We start from the raw sequence: 17,220 nt of genomic DNA, 5'->3' as shown, positions 1-17,220 counted from the left end.
CGGACCGCCGGCGGCGAAGTGCGCGGCCGCGTCGTGGTCGCGGCGCACCGGCCGCCGTGGACGCCGTGGACGCCGGACATTCCGGGCCGCAACGACTTTCGCGGCGCGTGTTTCCATGCGGCGCGATGGGACCCCGACTTCGACCCGGCCGGCATGCATGTTGCGGTCGTCGGTGCGGACGCCGGCGCCGGTCACCACCTCACCCGGCTCACCGCGTCGGCGGCCTCGGTGACCGTGTTCCCCTACGCGCCGCGTCGCGTCGTCACCGAGCTGACGTCGCCGACCACCCGCGCAACCCGCTGGCTGCGGCGCCGGCCCGCGGACAGCGGGGCGCCCGCGATCGTCGCCTCGGGCATCGCCCGCATCACCGCCTCGGGCATCCGCACTCGCGATGGTGTCGACCACCGTGCGGACGCCATCGTCTTCGGCACGGGATTCGCCGTCCCCGACGGGCTGCCCGACGCGACATTGGTGGGGGCCGGCGGGGTGACCATCCGGCGGGCCTGGTGGGACGGCATGGAGCCGTATTTCGGGATCGCGATGCACGGGTTCCCGAACTACTTCGTCATTTCAGGGCCCGACCACGCCGCGCAAGCGCGTCATATCGCCGAGTGTGTGCGCCTGATGAGGGATACCGGCAGCACGCGCATCGAGGTGCGGCACAGCAGCCAGCAGGTCTTCAACGAGCGCGCCTGCCTGCGGCCGGCGACCCCTGCCGGGGCGGAGTCGGCGTTCGACCTGTCGTCTCTCTGCGGCGAGGACCGGGAGACCTACGACGGCGCGGCGACGTTGACGATAGGTGACGTCGACCATCCGGTGCGGGTGCGGCTGATGGGACGCCTGGATCCGATCGACGGCCAGTTCCATTGGCAGGGAACGGTTTTCGGGTCATCCTCCCATCCCCTGCCGGAGCGGGAGCTGCAGCAGTCGCGGGGGGTGACCCTCACCGTGGGCGATCGCAACGCGCCGGCACGCATCGTCGAGAAGACGCCGTGGGGCACGCATTCGGTCGCCGGGGTCGGCGCCCCGCCGTACGCCTCGAGCTGACCGCGGCACACTCGGTCGCTTGACCGGGTTTGACCTCGCCCGCGAAGTGGGTACAACCCGCGCGTGCGCGCGCGGCGCGGTGGCGATCGGCAGGTTCGACGCGGAAGGGTCCGGCGCTCCGGACGGGGTGGACCGGAGCGTGCCTCGCGGGTGCCAAGCCGCGGCGCCGACCTGATCGCAGCGCGGAACGCCAAGTCCTTCGAGCTCCGGCGGCACCGGCGCCGCTCGATCCCGTAACAGCTTCCGCCGCCGGGGGGCGGTTCGTCAGCAGGGCAGCCGCGCGGAAATCAGAGGAGCAGGACATGGCATCGGACGACGTGACCGAGCCGCAAAGCCGGATGGTGCCCGGTTCGCGCTCCCGCGCGCGTGAGCGACAATCGAGACACGCGCGTTCGCACATCATCGCGTTGGCGGCCGCGATCAGCGAGGATATAGCCCTGAAGCGAGAGGGGTCGTTGACGTGAGCGCGGTAGCCGAGCCCCCGGGCCCGCTTGACGTTGCCACGCGGACGGATCAGTCGGTTGTCGTCCTGACGGTCGAGGGGGTGCTGAACACCGGCAACTCCGCGGCCCTGCGCGACAGCATCGTCAAGGCGACGGTCGACGAGCCGACGGCCGTCATCGTCGACATCTCCGCGCTCAAGGTGCCGGCGGATTCGGCATGGACGGCCTTCGTCGGCGCACGGTGGCAACTGCCCCACCCCGACGTCCCGATCGTGCTGGTCTGCTCCAGTCGGGCCACCCGCGACGCGATCAGCCGCAGCGAGGTCGCCTCCTTCATGCCGGTGTACTCGACGCAGAACGCGGCGACGAAGGCGCTGGCGAAGCTCGCGCGGCGCACGCTGCGGCACGCCGATGCCAAGCTGCCGGCGGACCTGAGCAGCCTGCGCGAATCCCGCCGGCTGGTCCGCGAGTGGCTGACCGCGTGGTCGCAGTCCAAGCTCATCCCCGTCGCGCTGGTTGTCGTCAACGTCTTCGTCGAGAACGTGCTCGAACACACCGGCAGCGTCCCGATGATGCGGGTCGAAACCGACGGGGCGACGGCCACGATCGCGGTGTCCGACGGCAGCGAGTCCCCCGCCGTGCGGCTGCCATCGCCGACGAAGGGCATCGACGTGTCGGGCCTGGCGATCGTCGAGGCGCTGTCGCGCGCGTGGGGCAGCACGCCCACCTCGTCGGGCAAGACCGTGTGGGCGGTCATCGGCCCGGAGAACCAGCTCTGACCCGCGGCCCGGCGTCCGATGACGCCTTGTGCGGTGCCCGCCTGTTGGTCAAACTAGAACACGTTCTAATGTCGTGCGGGGGCGGTTGCGAGAAAGGCGGATGGCGTGCGGTTCACCTATGCGGAGGCGATGACCGACTTCTCGTACTACATTCCGCTCGCCAAGGCGGCCGAGGCGGCCGGCTACCACGCGATGACGATCGCCGACAGCATCGCGTATCCGTACGAATCCGACTCGAAATATCCGTACACGCCCGACGGCAACCGGGAGTTCCTCGACGGCAAGCCGTTCATCGAGACCTTCGTGCTGGCCGCGGCGCTGGGTGCCGTGACGTCGACGCTGCGGTTCAACTTCTTCGTTCTCAAGTTGCCCATCCGGCCGCCGGCGCTGGTCGCCAAGCAAGCCAGCTCGCTGGCGGCGCTGATCGGCAACCGGCTGGGGCTGGGCGTGGGCACCAGCCCGTGGCCGGAGGACTACGAGCTGATGGGCGTCCCGTTCGCCAAGCGCGGCAAGCGGATGGACGAGTGCATCGAGATCGTGCGCGGATTGACCAGCGGCGAATACTTCGAATTCCACGGCGAGTTCTACGACATCCCGAAGACCAAGATGACCCCGGCGCCCACCCAGCCGATCCCGATCCTGATCGGCGGGCACGCCGACGCTGCGCTGCGTCGCGCCGCCCGCGCCGACGGCTGGATGCACGGCGGCGGCGATCCGGATGAACTCGACGGGCTGATCGCCAAGCTCAACCGGTTCCGCGAGGAGGAGGGCAGGACGGGACCGTTCGAGATCCACGTCATTTCGGCCGACGCCTACACCCTGGACGGCATCAAACGCCTCGAGGACAAGGGCGTCACGGACGTGATCGTCGGCTTCCGGATCCCCTACATCATGGATAACGACACCGAGCCGCTCGACACCAAGATCCGCAACCTGGAGATGTTCGCGGAGCACGTCATCGCGAAGCTCTAGCGGCGGCCGCAAGCGCGGCCGCAGGCCGGGCGCGGCGGGCCGCCGCCATTTACCGCGCCGCCTATAGCGGATCCCACTTGGGGGCGCGCTTCTCGCGGTGGGCCTGGGCGGCCTCGGCCGGGTTGTTGGTGAAGCCGCTGAGGATCTGCGTGCGGTTCTCCAGTTCGATGGCATGCCGCAGGCTCGGCGCATCCAGCGCGGCGTTGAGGCCGATCTTCGTCTGCCACACGCCATAGGCGTTGTTGTCGGCGATCGAACGCGCCAGCGTGAGGGTCGCCGGCATCAGGTCGTCCGGGGCCACCACCTCGTGGACCAGCTTGATGCGGTAGGACTCGGCGGCGTCGATGATGCGGCCGGTCAACATGAGCTCGCGCGCGACCCCCGCGCCGACGATCTTGGGCAACAGGTAACTGGTCCCCATGTCCATCGAGGAGAACCCCGCCTTGATGAACACCGACCCGAACCGGGCCTGCTCGGACGCCACCCGGATGTCGCAGACCAGGGCGAAGGCCAGACCACCGCCCACCGCCACGCCGTTGACGGCGGCGATGACCGGGATGGGCAGCTCGTAGATCCGGGTGAACAGTTCGGCCAACCGCACCTGTGCGTCGTAGTTGACCTTGAACGCCGGGGTGGCCGGCCGGGGATGCGTCCACGGCTGGCCGGTGCCGCTCAGGTCGGCGCCCGCGCAGAATCCGCGCCCGGCGCCGGTCAGGATGGCGGCGCGGAAATCCCCCGCGCCGAGCGCGTCCAGCGCTTCGTGCACGCCGTCGATCAGCGAACCGTCGATCGCGTTCAGGCGTTCGGGGCGGTTCAGCGTCACGCAGGCGATGTCGTCGTCGATGGCCTGGAATTCCACTGCTGGCATAGACAAACCGTAGGTGACGTGGCTGTTCTCCGGGCCGACCTACGGTGGATTCGGGTCGGCGACTAATGCGAAGGAGAGACGATGGCACGAACCGAGGGCGACACCTGGGACCTGGCGAGCAGCGTGGGAGCCACCGCGACCATGGTCGCCGCGGCCCGCGCGGCCGCCAGCCGATGCCCGCAACCGGTCGTCACGGACGAGTTGGCCGAACCCTTGGTCCGCGCGGTGGGGCTCGACGTGTTCACTCGGGTGGCCACGGGCGAGATCGATCTCGCCGACCTCGAGGAGGGCATCGGATTCCCGCGCATGGTCGATACGTTCGCGGCCCGCGCACGGTTCTTCGACGACTACCTCGCCGCCGCCGGCCTCGCGGGCCTGCAGCAGGTGGTGATCGTCGCGTCGGGGCTCGACGCCCGCTCCTATCGGCTCGCCTGGCCGGTGGGGACGACGGTCTACGAGATCGACCAGCCGGAGGTCATCGCGTTCAAGACAGCGACGCTGGCCCAGATCGGCGCGGCCCCGACCGCCGAGCTCCGCACCGTGGGGATCGACCTTCGCGACGACTGGCCGGCGGCGCTGCAGGAGGCCGGCTTCGACCCCGCCCAGCCCACGGCGTGGCTCGCCGAGGGCGTTCTGATCGGCTTCCTGCCACCCGAGGCGGAGATCCGGCTGCTGGACTCGATCATCCCGCTGTCCAGCGAGGGCAGCCGGTTCGCCGCCGACTACGGCAGCGTCACCGGCTCCTCGGCGCAGTCACAGGAGCAGGCGCGACGGATGACGGAGGGCTGGCGACGCCAGGGCCTCGACATGGACATCGCCGACCTGACCTATCCCGGCGAGCACACCGACGTCGCCGCCCACATGGACGCCAACGGGTGGGAGACCACCCGCTACGGACTCACCGACCTGTTCGCCGCCGCCGCGCTGCCCGAACTCGGGGAGGCCCAGCACCAGGTGCCCTCATCCACCATCAGCTTCGTCAGGGCCATCCGCGTCTAACGCCGAACGATCAGCCACGCTTGGCGAGCCACTCCGCCTGCATGGCGAGCAGCGCCATCGCCTCCAGTTGCGGGGTGGCCGGGTCGAGTTCGCGGTAGCGCTGGTAGACGTTGACGACGACGCGCTCGGCGTCGAGCCAGGTCGCGTATTCGCCGAGGTCGATGGTGTCGGCGGCCTCGGACCACGACAGGCCCCGCTGGTGAGCGGCCTCGGCCTGCTCCGACACGTGCGCGAGATAACTTCGCACCGAACGGATTCCGTCGGGGTCGGTGACCGGTCCGTGGCCCGGGACGACGATCGGCGCGTCCAGGGCGATCATCGTGTCGCACGCGGCGATCCAGTTGTCGATCGGGCCGGCCCACACGATCGGGGTGCACCCGATGAACAGCAGGTCCCCGCCGAACAGCACACCCGCGTCGGGGACGTGCACCACCGAGTCGGCGGCGGTGTGCGCCGGGCCGAGGTTGAGCAACTCCACTCGGCGGCCGCCCACGTCGATGGTCAGGTCGCGGTCGAACGTCAGGTCGGCGTTGCGGACGGTGATGCCGCTGAAGTCGAAGTGCCCGAAGCGGTCCCGCACGTAGGGGGTCGCGACGGGGCCGAGGTTGGCGGTCTGCGCCATGGCCAGCATCTCCGGTTTCATCCCGTGCGCGATCTCCTCGGCCGTGCCTTCGGCGGCGATGATCCGCACCGACGCGTCGAGCAGTTGGTTGCCGTGGGTGTGGTCGCCGTTGGAGTGGGTGATCAGCGCGTCGGTGATGGGCGCCGACGACGTGACTTGCCGCATGGCCGTGAGCATTTCGCGGGTCAGTGCGAGGTCGAACAGCGTGTCCACGAGCAGCGACGCCCCGTCGCCGGCGACGAGTCCGGCGTTGCTCCACCCGTAGCCACCATCCGGCAGCGTCCACGCCCAGACCTTCTCGGCGACCTCGTGCAGCCCGCGGGTGTACCGCACCCGCGCGGGAGCCCGGTTGATGCGGGGCGCGGCGGGCTTCGCGTCGGGGTTCTGCCGGGCGGGCAGCGGATGCGGCGCGCCGGCGGCGCGCACGGTCTGGCGGGTTTCGCCCAGCCCCTGCACCCGCAGCGTGACGACGTCGCCGTCGTGCAGCCAGCCGGGAAACGATTCCCGCGCAGCGGGATTGAGGTGCTCGACGAGCGTGCAGGTCGGCACCGTGCCGGAGCCGATGACGTCGCCGGGACGCAACGGCACCCCTCGCGAGACGTAGGAGATGACTTCGCCGAAGGTCCAGTCCATCTGGGCGGTGGACCCCGAACCGATCACCCGGTCGTTGACGAGTGCCTCGACCCGCAGGTCGAGCCTGCCGTCACGGCGATGAAGTTCCAGCTCGTCCGGCGTCACCAGGTAGGGGCCGAGCGTGACGCCGCTGTCCTTGCCCTTGCCCTGGCCGATCGCGAGCTGGCCCTCGAGCTGCTGCAGGTCGCGCGCCGACCAGTCGTTGAAGATGGTGTAGCCGATGATCGCGCGTTCGGCTTCGTCGACCGTCAGGTCCTTTCCACCCGTCCCGATGATTGCCGCGATCTCCAATTCGAAGTCCTGCCAGGCGCTCCCGGGCGCGGTGGGGGCGTCGTCGTACGGGCCCAGCACCGTTGCCGGGCAGGCGAAGTAGAACGCGGGGACCCGGTACCAGGTGTCGGCCAGCACCCGCCCGCCGCCCATGGCGGCCTGGCAGTTGCGCATATGGTCCAGGAAGCACAGCGAGTCCCGGATCGACGGCGGGCGTGGGATCGGCGCGAGCAACCGCGCCGCGGCCACGGGCACTGTCTCCGACGGGGAGCGCAGCGCCTCCTCCCCGGCCTCGTGCAGCCCGTCGGCCCCGCGGGCGACGAGGTCGAGCAGCGTCACTCCCGGCGGCGCGGCATGGATGGTGTCATCGGACAGCACGCCGGTGCGCTCACCCGTGTCGCTCTGGTAGGTAACCCATTTCATTCGCGCACCACCTCACTGGGGTCCTTGTCGGGGCGCAGCCCGCGCCAACTCGATTGGCGTAACCGGTTGTCCGGTGTCCACTCGCTGTAGCGCACCTCACCCACCAGCACCGGCTCGACGTACGTGACTCCCCTGGCCTCGGCCCGCGGCAGCGGCGGGTCAAACGGTGATGTGTCGGTGTGCAGCGGCGCGAGCGTCTGCTTGAGGTTTGCGAGGTCGCGTTCGGTGAAGCCGGTGCCGACGCGTCCGGCGAACCGCAGCCCGTCCGGGCCGGGGATGCCCAGGACCAGGGAGCCGATGCCGCTCGTCCGGCCGCCCTCGCCGGCCTTCCATCCGCCGATAACGACTTCCTGTGTGTTCCAATGCTTGTCCTTGATCCACGACGCCGATCGCCGCCCGGGCTGATAGGTGGAATCGCGCCGCTTGGCCACCACGCCCTCCCAGCCGTGGCCGGCGGAGTGTTCCAGGGCCTGCGGGCCGTCGCCGGGCAGCAGCGGGGGGACGATGAGGTCGCTTCCCGCGGCGAGGGTTTCCAGCAGCTTTCGCCGGTCGGAGTACTTGGCGCGCAGCAGCGAGCGGCCGTCCAGGTACAGCAGGTCGTAGGCCCAGAACTCAACGTGGCTGCCGCGACCGCGGTTCTGCATCGCGTGGAAGCTGGGCACGCCCTTGGCATCGAGAACCACGGCCTCGCCGTCGAGGACGACGTGGTGGTCGGCCAGATCGGCCGCGAGCGCGGCGAATTGGGGGTACTCCTTGGTGACGTCGCGCCCGCGGCGCGACCGCAGCCGCACGTCGCCGTGGTCGAGTTCGGCCAGCAGCCGGTAGCCGTCCCACTTGCCCTCGAAGGCCCACTGGCGGGCCTTGAGCCCAGCCACCGAGCCGTGCGTGGCGAGCATTGGCTTGATGTCGTCGATGTCGAAGGCGTGCTGATCCTTCATCCGATGGGCCAGCCACTGATTGCCGTTGGTCTGAATCAGCGCGTAGCGGCCCGTGATTCGGCTGCCGTGCAGGTTGACGATCACCTCGTCCTCGTTGAACTTCTCGGCGTCGTAGGTGCCCGCGTCCCAGATGATCACCTTGCCCGCCCCGTATTCCCCCTTGGGGATGAGGCCCTCGAAACCGCCGTACTCCAGGGGATGGTCCTCGGTGTGGACCGCGAGGTGGTTCACCGACGTGGACTCGGGCAGGTTCTTGGGCACCGCCCATGACACCAGGACGCCGTCCTTTTCCAGCCGGAAGTCGTAGTGCAGCCGGCGGGCGTGGTGCTCCTGGATCACGAATGAATTACCTTGTCCACTGGCCGGTTTCGTCGCGGGGACCGGCTCGGGGGTCTTGGTGGCGTCGCGCATGCTGCGGTACTTGCTCAGCCGGTCGGGCACGGGGGCGTCGCGGTCCAGCGGCTCGAGCAGGTCCCCGTCGCGCGCCACCCGGGCCAGCACCTCGTCTAAGCGCAACTGGCGCACGCCGGCGTCCTCGAGTTCTTCCCACGTGCGCGGCGCCGCAACCGTGGGCTGCTCGCGCCCGCGCAGCGAGTACGGCGCGATCGTGGTCTTGGAGCCGTTGTTCTGGCTCCAGTCCAGGAACACCTTGCCCGCGCGCAGACTCTTGGTCATGGTGGACGTCACCAGCTTGGGCATGGTCTTTTCCAGTTGCTGCGCAACGCGTTTGGCCAGCACAGTGGCACCGTTGCTGCTCACCGGCTCCTGCAGCGGAGTGTAGAGGTGCAGCCCCTTGCTGCCACTGGTGAGCGGGTAGGTGGTCAGACCGATGCCGCTGATCAGTTCCCTTACGGCGTGCGCCACTTCGCAGAGTTGGGCCATGGTCACGCCCTCGCCGGGGTCGAGGTCGAACACCAGTCGCGTCGCGGGGCCCGGCTTCACTTCTTCCGCGCGGCTGCGCGTCCATTCGCGGACGAACCGCCACTGCGGGACGTGCACCTCCAGCGCGGCCTGCTGCGCGATCCACGCGAGCCCTTCGGGCGTGTCGATGATGGGATAGGTCGTCGTCCCGGAGCGGTGGGTGACACTGGCGCGGGGCAGCCAATCGGGCGCCGAGGATGCGAGTTGCTTTTCGAAGAACGATTCCTGTTCGACGCCGTTGGGCCACCGCTTGCGGGTGACCGCCCGGCCCGCGATGTGGGGGATCATCACCTCGGCGATGCCGGTGTAGTAGTCGAAGACGTCGCCTTTGGTGGTCCCGGTGGCGGGGTACAACACCTTGTCGGCGTTGGTCAGCTTGACCCGCGCCTCCGCCTTTGAAGCCACAGACCTCATAAGCTCAACTTACGTCCTCCGGCAGGCAGGGGGTGAAAGCCATGACCCGCGGTCTGGTAATCGGCGAGGCGCTGATCGACGTCGTCGGCGCCGTCGAGCATGTCGGCGGAAGCCCGCTCAACGTGGCCGTCGGCCTCGCCCGACTGGGCCGCGGAGTCGACTTCCTGACCCACATCGCCGACGACGAACGCGGCCGCCGAATCCGTGACCACATCGACACCTCCGGCGCACGGCTGCTCGCGGGAAGCGTCGCGGCCGAGCGGACGCCGACCGCGGCGGCCACGATCGCCGGAGACGGTTCGGCCACCTACGCTTTCGACATCGACTGGCGGCTCCCGGACGCAGCGGACGTCGAACGGCCGCTTTTCGTGCACACCGGATCGATTGCCGCCGTGCGCGAGCCGGGATGCGCGACGGTCGCCACGCTGGTCGACAAGTTCCGCGCGTCGGCGACGATCACCTTCGACCCGAATGTGCGACCGTCACTGATCATCGACCCGGACGTCGCACGCGCACGTCTCGAAAGCATGGCGCTCTCAAGCGATGTCGTGAAGGCGAGCGACGAGGATCTGGATTTGCTCTATCCCGGCCGCGAACCGGAAGCGGTCGCACGACGTTGGTTGGAATCGGGACCGGCGATCGTGGCGGTGACGAGGGGCGAGCGCGGGGCGATCGCATTGTGTGCGGCCGGCGAGGTGCGGGTGGCCGCGCGGCCGGTCCGGGTGGTCGACACCGTCGGCGCCGGCGATGCGTTCATGGCCGGTCTGATCGACGCGCTCTGGGAACTGGGATTGCTTGGTGCCCGCCGTCGCGGGACGCTGCGCGAAATATCGCTCGGGCAGCTCAGGACCGCGCTCGACGCGGCGATGCTGTCGTCGGCGCTGACGGTCACAAGGGCCGGTGCCGACCTGCCGGATCGAGCGGCGCGGGACGCAGCTCGGAGCGAATTGGCAAGAGACGGTTAAGCGGTCGCCCGCGCGGCCCGAGTGCGCGCGAGCGACCGCCGTCCGTCACCGGTCAGGCCGGTGGCATGAGGACCGTGTCGATCAGGTACACGGTCGCGTTGGCGGTGGGAACGCCGCCACACACCACGCCGGCATTGTTGACGTTCAGGTTGTTGCCCTGGCCGGTCACGTTCACACTCGCGCCCTGCAGCGTCTTGTGCGAGCCGATGACCTTGGCCGGGCTCACCTGCCCCTGCACCACGTGGTAGGTCAGGATCTTCGTGAGCAGGTTCGAGTCGGTCTTCAGCTGGTCGATCGTCGACGCCGGCAGCTTGCCGAAGGCCGCATCGGTGGGCGCGAACACGGTGTACTGACCGTTGTTCAGCGTGTCGACGAGGTTCACCTGCGGGTTGAGCTGACCCGAAAGCGCCGACGTCAGGGTCTTGAGCATCGGGTTGTTCGACGCCGCCACGGCGACCGGCACCTGCGACATCCCCTGGACCGACGCTGGGCCGGTGGGGTTCTGGGCCGCGTAGTCCGCGCATCCCGGGCCCACCAAGTCGGCCGCCGCGGCCGTCGGCGCCGTAGTCACCGACAGCCCCACCGTGGTCGCCGCCGCGAGTCCTATTGCGGCGATAGACGTTTTGAGTGCTTTCATCGCTTCTGGTCTCCTCATACTTGCGACGGCGGCTCTCGCCGTCGATTACACGGGTGATTCGGAGCAACGGCCGTTCCGGATCGGTGCCGCACGGAAATTCGCTTCCCGTCAGCCGTACGTGAAGGAAAAGAGCTGCAAACCCGGCGTGGGCCGCACCTCGAGCGTGCCGGATTCCAGGCGGTCACCGGAGACGATCGCGTGGGACGTCGGCGGCCCGTCGATCGGCACCGTGGTGGAGCGGCCGTCACGCCTCACGGTGAGGGTCCCGGTTCCACCGGCGACGACGTAGACGTCCTTGGCGTGGTAATTCAGGCGGACGCCGGACTGTGCGCTCTGGGCCGTCGCGCCCTGGTAATCGAGCGCCCAGGGCCCGCTGAGCGCAAAGCTGTCGGCGGCGAGCGACGGTGGGTAGGCGAACGTTGCCGTCCCTTCGTCATACAGACCACCACCGCCGTAGTTCACGACCTTGCCCACGCCGAAGTAGGTCTCGGGGGTGGTCTGCTCGCGCGGCGTGAGGACGGCCCCGTCCACCGGAGCGGGTAGCCGCACCCCCGGATCCGCGTCGACGAGCAACTGCCGGATCAGGTTCTCGGTGTCGTGGTAACCGCCTTCGCCGAACTCGATGTGCCGGACCTGTCCCTTAGCATCGATGAGGTATTCCGCCGGCCAGTAACGGTTGCGGTAGTTCGTCCACGTGGAGTAACCGTTGTCCAGCGCAATGGGATACCGGATCCCCAGATCCGCGGCGCCTTTGGCGACGTTGCCGGCCACCCTTTCGAACGCGTACTCCGGGGTGTGCACGCCTATCACTTCGAAGCCGTGCTCCCGGTAGGCGTTGTACCAGCCGACGACGTGCGGAATGGCGCGTTGGCAGTTGATGCACGAGTACGCCCAGAAGTCCACCAGTACCACCTTTCCCCGTAGGGACGCCAGGTCGACCGGTTTGTCCCCGGGTGTGTTGAGCCACTCCGCGATGCCCTTGAGTTCGGGTGCGGGACCGCAGTTTTCGAGCTGGGTCGCCCCGGCGCTGCAGTTGGAGAGCTGGGCGTTCTGGTCGTTGACGATGCCGCCGAGCTTCAGCTTCTCTCGCACCCGCCGGTCACCGGCGAACCTTTCCTGTGCCGCGCTGGTGTAATCCGGAACGAGCCGCTGCAGCACCGCAGGCACGTCGAACACCAACGCGACCGCCAGCAGGATCATGACGAGTCCCGCCGCGATGCGGGTGGGACGTTGATTGCGCCGGAAGGCACTGACCCGCTGCGTGATCCGTTGGCCGGCCAGTGCAAAGGCCAGCAGCGGCAGCGCGGCCCCGAGGGCGAACGCGCCCGTCAGCACCGCGGTGCCCGGCCCGATGGACGACGTGGCACCGGCCACGACTATCGCGGCCAGCACGGGTCCCGCGCAGGGCACGTAGAGCGCGCCGAGCGCCAGCCCGAGCACAAAGCCGTCTCCGCGCGCCGCGATCCGCTTCTGCGGGATGCGTGCGAAGGGCCGCTCCAGGAGGCGTTCGACCGCCGGAAAGATCAGGCCCAGGCCGATCGCGACCAGCGCGCCCAGCGCCACCCAGCGAATCGCGTCCTGCGGCAGATGCAGCAGTGACAGGGCCGCCGACCCGGCCAGCGTGACCAGGCTGAAGCTGAGCACCAGGCCGCCGACGATCCGGAAGGGCCGCAACGCATTCGATCGTGCTCGCTCGCGCGGCGACGCCGTCTCGCCGGTGGGCGCTTGGGCCCCCGCGAAGAAGATCACCGGCAGCACCGGCAGTATGCACGGCGAAACCCCGGTGATCAGGCCGCCGACGAACCCAATGAGCGCGAGAGTAAACACATTTGGTATTCGGCGCCGAGGCCGCCGCGGACGGGCGAGAAGGCTTCAGCGCAGGGGCAGCTCGGCCAACACCTTGCCGGTCGGCTGGGTGGACCCATTACCCGGCTCGACGGTGAACGCCAATGCCTTCGACGATCCGAGGTTGGTCAGCGTTGCAGTCGTCGACGGCGCCACCGACGCCGTGTCCATGGTGCCCGCCGACGTCGGCCCGTTCGCGCCGATCAGCCACATCTGATAGACGGTCCCCGGCGAGGGCGGCGGGACATTATTCATCACGAGCACACCGGCGTTGCGGTCATGGGAGAACACCACCGTCGCCGTCCCGCTGCCGAGCGAGCCGGACACCGTGCGGACATCGGGCGCCGCCAGGACCTGTTCGGCCACCGTCGATTGCGTGTGGGGACGCGTCAGGACGCCGATGCCGAACGCAATTCCACCCGCCACCACAGCCGCGGCCGCGGCCGCCACAGCCGCGGTGCGCCAACGGGATCGACGACCGCCTTCGGAACCCACGGCACCGAGCGTCGCGGCGCGCAGGCGTGCGGGCGGCTCCGCCGCCGTCGCCGCCGAGACCACCGCCATGGTCTCGCGGACGGCGCGGACCTCCTCGTCGAAGGCCGCCGCCAGCGCCCGCGGGGCCGACGCCAACCGCTCGTCGATGGTGGCGCGCTCGTCGTCGGACAGGGCGTTCAACGCGTACGGCGTCGCCAGCTCGAGCAGTTCGAATTCGGTCGGTTCGGTCATGACACGTCCAGGCAGTTACGCAGGCCGCGCAGCGCATCGCGCATGCGCGACTTGATCGTCGACAAATTCACGGCCAACCGCTGCGACACTTCGCTGTACGTCAGCCCGTCGTAGTACGCCAACTGGATGCACTGGCGCTGGGCGTCGGTCAACCCACCCAGACAGTCGGTCACCCGCCTGCGCTCGTCGCCGGCGATCGCCGCCTCGCTGACGACGTCGCCGGCCGGGTCGGCGTTCGAGGCGAGGTAGCGATTCTCCCGCCTGCTGCCCGCCTCCTCCGAGCGCACTCGATCGATCGCGCGCCGGTGTGCCATGGTCAGCAGCCAGGCCAGCGCCGAGCCTTTGCTGGGATCGTAGGCCGACGCGGACCGCCACACCTCCAGGTAGATCTCCTGGGTGGTCTCCTCGCTGTATCCGGGATCCCGCAGCACACGCAACACCAGCCCATACACGCGGCTCCTGGTGAGGTCGTACACGGCGGCGAAGGCGGCTCGGTCCCCCCGCGCGACGTCGCGCAGCAGGGCCTCCAGCTCGTTGCTCTGCCTCACGGTTCCGGTCATCGATCGGTAGCCTATCGTCAGCAGTCGCGGATATGCCCCCGGTTGCCATATCCGCGCCGATCCAGGCGGAGGCGCGGGGCGCCGCCGTCGCGAGCCCCGGCATTTGACCGTCCTGTCGTCCCACGTCGGGTATTCGAAGCCGCCCGCCGCTCGGATTGCCGCGGCCGCGGCGTGCTGTTAGGGGCACCCCGCTGCGGGCATACTGACTTACATGCGCTCCATCTGGAAGGGTTCGATCGCGTTCGGGCTGGTCAACGTCCCGGTCAAGGTGTACAGCGCGACCCAGGACCACGACATCAAGTTCCATCAGGTGCACGCCAAGGACAACGGCCGCATCCGGTACCAGCGCGTGTGCGAGGTCGACGGCGAGGTGGTCGAATACCGCGACATCGCCCGGGCGTTCGAATCCGACGACGGCCAGACGGTGATCATCACCGACGACGACATCGCCACGCTGCCCGAGGAGCGCAGCCGCGAGATCGAGGTGCTGGAATTCGTACCGGCAAGCGAGGTCGACCCGATGTTGTTCGACCGCAGCTACTTCCTGGAGCCGGACTCGAAGTCGTCGAAATCGTATGTGCTGCTTGCCAAGACACTCGCCGAGACCGACCGGATGGCGATCGTGCACTTCACGCTGCGCAACAAGACACGGTTGGCCGCGTTGCGGGTCAAGGACTTCGGCAAACGCGACGTGATGATGGTGCACACCCTGCTCTGGCCCGACGAGATCCGTGATCCCGACTTCCCGGTGCTGGACAAGGAGGTGGAGATCCGGCCCGCCGAGCTCAAGATGGCCGGGCAGGTCGTCGAGTCCATGGCCGAGGACTTCAACCCCGACCGCTACCACGACACCTACCAGGAACAGCTGCACGAGCTCATCGAGGCGAAACTCGAAGGCGGCGAGGCGTTCACGTCCGAGGAACAACCCAAGGAGCTCGACGAGACGGAGGACGTCTCGGACCTGCTGGCCAAACTCGAGGCCAGCGTCCGCGCGCGTTCCGGCGGGGACGGTGCCGCCAAGAAGGCCTCCGCGGACAAGGCACCCGCGAAGCAAGCCCCCGCCAAGAAGAGCGCCACGGCGAAGAAGGCGCCCGCCAAGAAGACCGCCGCGGCCAAGAAGGCGCCGGCGAAGAAGGCCCGCTCAGCGGCGGCCTCGAAAAGCTGACCCGGGATTCGGCCGACGCGCTCAGCGCCGCCGGTTCGATATCAAGCGGAACACCGCGGCGGTCAGGTTGATGACGGCGACGATGATGATCAGCGTGAACGCCGCACCCCAGATCCGCAGGAATCCGGCGTGCTCGGGGTTGGTCAGTTCGGTGTAGATCAGCAGCGGCAGCGAGGCCATGTTGCCGTGGAAGATGTCCATATTGATCGAGCGGCTGTATCCGACAAGCACCAGCACCGGCGCCGTTTCGCCGATGACGCGGGCGATCGACAGCAGGATGCCGGAGACGATGCCCGGCATCGCGATCGGGAAGACGATCCGCAGGATGGTCTTCCACTTCGGTACGCCGAGCGCGTAGCTGGCCTCGCGGAGGTCGTCGGGGACCAGCCGAAGCATCTCCTCGGTGGAGCGCACCACCACCGGCAACATCAGCAAGACCAACGCCAGCGACACCGCGAAGGAACTCTGCTCGAACCCCAACGTGGCGATCCAGAGGCTGAAGATGAACAGCGCCGCCACGATCGAGGGCACCCCGGCCAGCACGTCGACCATGAAGGTCGTCAGCCGCACCAGCCGGCCCGAGCCGTATTCCACCAGGAACACCGCCGTCATCAGCCCCAGCGGGACCGAGAGCAGCGCGGCCATCCCCGCCTGCACGATCGTGCCGTACAGGGCGTGATACACCCCGCCGGCGAATTGCTCGGGCAGCACGCCGTGTAGCGAGTGCGTCCACCAGCCCGAACGGGTGACGCCGTACCAACCCCTCACCACCACTACGCCGAGAACCCAGATCAGCGGCACCAAGGCGGCGATGAACGAGGTGACAAAGAAGGTCGTCGCGGCATTGTTGGTGATCCGCCGCCGAAGGCTGACGGGCGCGAACGCCGCGTTTTTGACGGGCCGGTCGAGAATGTCAGAGGTCACGGCGCCGCTTTCCCCCGCGAGCGGGTGGTACCCCCACCTCACCGCTGTGCGCGGCATCGTCGCCGGCGCCGGTCATGCGTTGACCTTGCCGCCCGCGACCGAGCGGGCCAGGGCGTTCACGATGAACGTCAGCACGAACAGCGCGAAGCCCGCGGCGATGTAGGCCCCGGTGGGCAGCGGCTCGCTGAACTCGGCCGCCGCGGAGGCGATCTTCGACGCAAAGGTGTAGCCACCGTCGAACAGCGACCAATGGCCGGCCCGGGCGGCCGAGCGCAGGATGATCAACACCGCAACGGTCTCGCCAAGCGCGCGGCCCAGCCCCAGCATCGACGCGGCGATGACGCCGCTACGACCGAACGGCAGCACGGTCATCCGCACCACCTCCCACTTCGTGGCGCCCAGCGCCTGCGCCGCTTCCATCTGAATGGGCGGAGTCTGCCGGAACACCTCGCGTGACACCGAGGTGACGATCGGCAGGATCATCACCGAGAGCACGATGCCGGCGGTGAAGATGGTGCCGCCGCCGGCCAGGGAGACGTTGCCCTGGCTGAACAGGAACAACCAGCCAAGGTTGCGATTGAGGAACTCCGCGACCGGTTCGAGCTTGGGCGCCAGCACGAAGATGCCCCACAGCCCGAAGATGATCGACGGCACCGCGGCCAGCAAGTCGACCATTGCGGCGAACGGACGCGCGAGCCGTTTCGGCGCGTATTGGGTCAGGAAGAGCGCGATCCCGACCGCGACCGGCACAGCCAGCACCAGGGCGGTTATGGAACTCAGCACCGTGACCATGAACAGGTCCCGGATACCGAACGCCAGGTGGGTTGCGCTGGTGGTGTTGAACTCGGCGCTGGTGAAGAAGTTCGCGTGGTTGGCGCGCAGCGACGGGACGGCGCGAATCAACAGGAACACCGCGATCATCACGATCGTGAAGATGATCGTCAGCCCGGCCGAGGCGGCGAACCACTTGAACAATCGGTCGCCCTGCCGGGAGGTGCCGGCCCTTATCGACCTGGGCTCAGGGCTTCTCACGGTCGACGGAGCGTCCACCGTTCCCTGGCCCATGACA

General features: G+C 68.8%; 16 protein-coding genes. 7 read left to right on the top strand and 9 right to left on the bottom strand.

The window, feature by feature from the left end; genetic code table 11:
* The first annotated feature begins 78 nt into the window (after positions 1–78).
* From GPY60_RS04755 to GPY60_RS04740, 4 genes are all read left to right on the top strand, one after another.
* The gene (locus GPY60_RS04755) at positions 79–1,047 is read left to right on the top strand and encodes a DUF4873 domain-containing protein (RefSeq protein WP_231639342.1); all 969 of its coding nucleotides are present in this window, start codon (positions 79–81) and stop codon (positions 1,045–1,047) included.
* Between the two features lie 302 nt (positions 1,048–1,349).
* Entirely contained in the window at positions 1,350–1,511 is a 162-nt protein-coding gene (locus GPY60_RS04750) for a hypothetical protein (RefSeq protein WP_156686486.1), read from the top strand.
* A complete protein-coding gene (locus GPY60_RS04745; RefSeq protein ID WP_156686485.1) occupies positions 1,508–2,269 on the top strand; it encodes an STAS domain-containing protein in 762 nt (253 codons plus the stop codon). Before GPY60_RS04750 ends, GPY60_RS04745 begins: the two co-directional genes overlap by 4 nt.
* A gap of 105 nt (positions 2,270–2,374) precedes the next feature.
* Positions 2,375–3,241, top strand: a complete 867-nt coding sequence (locus GPY60_RS04740) for a TIGR03619 family F420-dependent LLM class oxidoreductase (RefSeq protein ID WP_156686484.1) — start codon at positions 2,375–2,377, stop codon at positions 3,239–3,241.
* 61 nt (positions 3,242–3,302) lie between these two features.
* Here GPY60_RS04740 and GPY60_RS04735 read toward each other — a convergent pair whose 3' ends face one another.
* The gene (locus tag GPY60_RS04735; RefSeq protein ID WP_156686483.1) at positions 3,303–4,109 is read right to left on the bottom strand and encodes an enoyl-CoA hydratase/isomerase family protein; all 807 of its coding nucleotides are present in this window, start codon (positions 4,107–4,109) and stop codon (positions 3,303–3,305) included.
* A gap of 81 nt (positions 4,110–4,190) precedes the next feature.
* Between GPY60_RS04735 and GPY60_RS04730 the strand changes: the two genes are divergently transcribed.
* Positions 4,191–5,108 carry an SAM-dependent methyltransferase gene (locus GPY60_RS04730; protein ID WP_156686482.1) on the top strand — a complete coding sequence of 306 codons (918 nt, stop codon included), beginning with the start codon at positions 4,191–4,193 and terminating at the stop codon, positions 5,106–5,108.
* 10 nt (positions 5,109–5,118) lie between these two features.
* Here the strand turns inward: GPY60_RS04730 and GPY60_RS04725 are convergent, their stop codons facing one another.
* Both GPY60_RS04725 and GPY60_RS04720 read right to left on the bottom strand, forming a co-directional pair.
* On the bottom strand, positions 5,119–7,056 hold the full coding sequence (locus tag GPY60_RS04725; protein WP_156686481.1) for a fumarylacetoacetate hydrolase family protein: 1,938 nt from the start codon (positions 7,054–7,056) through the stop codon (positions 5,119–5,121).
* Positions 7,053–9,320 (bottom strand): ATP-dependent DNA ligase, encoded by a 2,268-nt coding sequence (locus tag GPY60_RS04720; RefSeq protein WP_156686480.1) that lies wholly within the window; start codon positions 9,318–9,320, stop codon positions 7,053–7,055. The genes GPY60_RS04725 and GPY60_RS04720 overlap by 4 nt, the downstream gene beginning before the upstream one ends.
* A gap of 50 nt (positions 9,321–9,370) precedes the next feature.
* Between GPY60_RS04720 and GPY60_RS04715 the strand changes: the two genes are divergently transcribed.
* On the top strand, positions 9,371–10,294 hold the full coding sequence (locus GPY60_RS04715; RefSeq protein WP_156686479.1) for a carbohydrate kinase family protein: 924 nt from the start codon (positions 9,371–9,373) through the stop codon (positions 10,292–10,294).
* A 52-nt stretch (positions 10,295–10,346) separates the two neighbouring features.
* Here GPY60_RS04715 and GPY60_RS04710 read toward each other — a convergent pair whose 3' ends face one another.
* The 4 genes from GPY60_RS04710 to GPY60_RS04695 form a co-directional block, all read right to left on the bottom strand.
* Complete coding sequence (locus GPY60_RS04710; protein WP_156686478.1) at positions 10,347–10,931, bottom strand: fasciclin domain-containing protein; 585 nt, start codon at positions 10,929–10,931, stop codon at positions 10,347–10,349.
* Positions 10,932–11,039: 108 nt separating this feature from the next.
* Positions 11,040–12,758 carry a cytochrome c biogenesis protein DipZ gene (locus tag GPY60_RS04705; RefSeq protein ID WP_156686477.1) on the bottom strand — a complete coding sequence of 573 codons (1,719 nt, stop codon included), beginning with the start codon at positions 12,756–12,758 and terminating at the stop codon, positions 11,040–11,042.
* Between the two features lie 45 nt (positions 12,759–12,803).
* Entirely contained in the window at positions 12,804–13,502 is a 699-nt protein-coding gene (locus tag GPY60_RS04700; protein WP_156686476.1) for an anti-sigma factor, read from the bottom strand.
* Entirely contained in the window at positions 13,499–14,062 is a 564-nt protein-coding gene (locus tag GPY60_RS04695) for a sigma-70 family RNA polymerase sigma factor (RefSeq protein WP_156686475.1), read from the bottom strand. The genes GPY60_RS04700 and GPY60_RS04695 overlap by 4 nt, the downstream gene beginning before the upstream one ends.
* 211 nt (positions 14,063–14,273) lie before the next feature.
* On the opposite strand from GPY60_RS04695, the gene ku reads away from it, so the two are divergent.
* Entirely contained in the window at positions 14,274–15,227 is a 954-nt protein-coding gene (gene ku, locus GPY60_RS04690; protein WP_156686474.1) for a non-homologous end joining protein Ku, read from the top strand.
* A gap of 21 nt (positions 15,228–15,248) precedes the next feature.
* Here ku and pstA read toward each other — a convergent pair whose 3' ends face one another.
* On the bottom strand, positions 15,249–16,208 hold the full coding sequence (gene pstA / locus GPY60_RS04685) for a phosphate ABC transporter permease PstA (protein ID WP_156686473.1): 960 nt from the start codon (positions 16,206–16,208) through the stop codon (positions 15,249–15,251).
* A 15-nt stretch (positions 16,209–16,223) separates the two neighbouring features.
* A complete protein-coding gene (gene pstC, locus GPY60_RS04680; protein WP_156686472.1) occupies positions 16,224–17,216 on the bottom strand; it encodes a phosphate ABC transporter permease subunit PstC in 993 nt (330 codons plus the stop codon).
* Between the last annotated feature and the right edge of the window lie 4 nt (positions 17,217–17,220).

This window comes from Mycobacterium sp. Marseille-P9652 (assembly GCF_902652685.1).
Lineage (GTDB): Bacteria > Actinomycetota > Actinomycetes > Mycobacteriales > Mycobacteriaceae > Mycobacterium.
The sequence above is the reverse complement of the archived record's forward strand: the minus strand, read 5'-3'. Positions and strand labels throughout refer to the sequence as shown.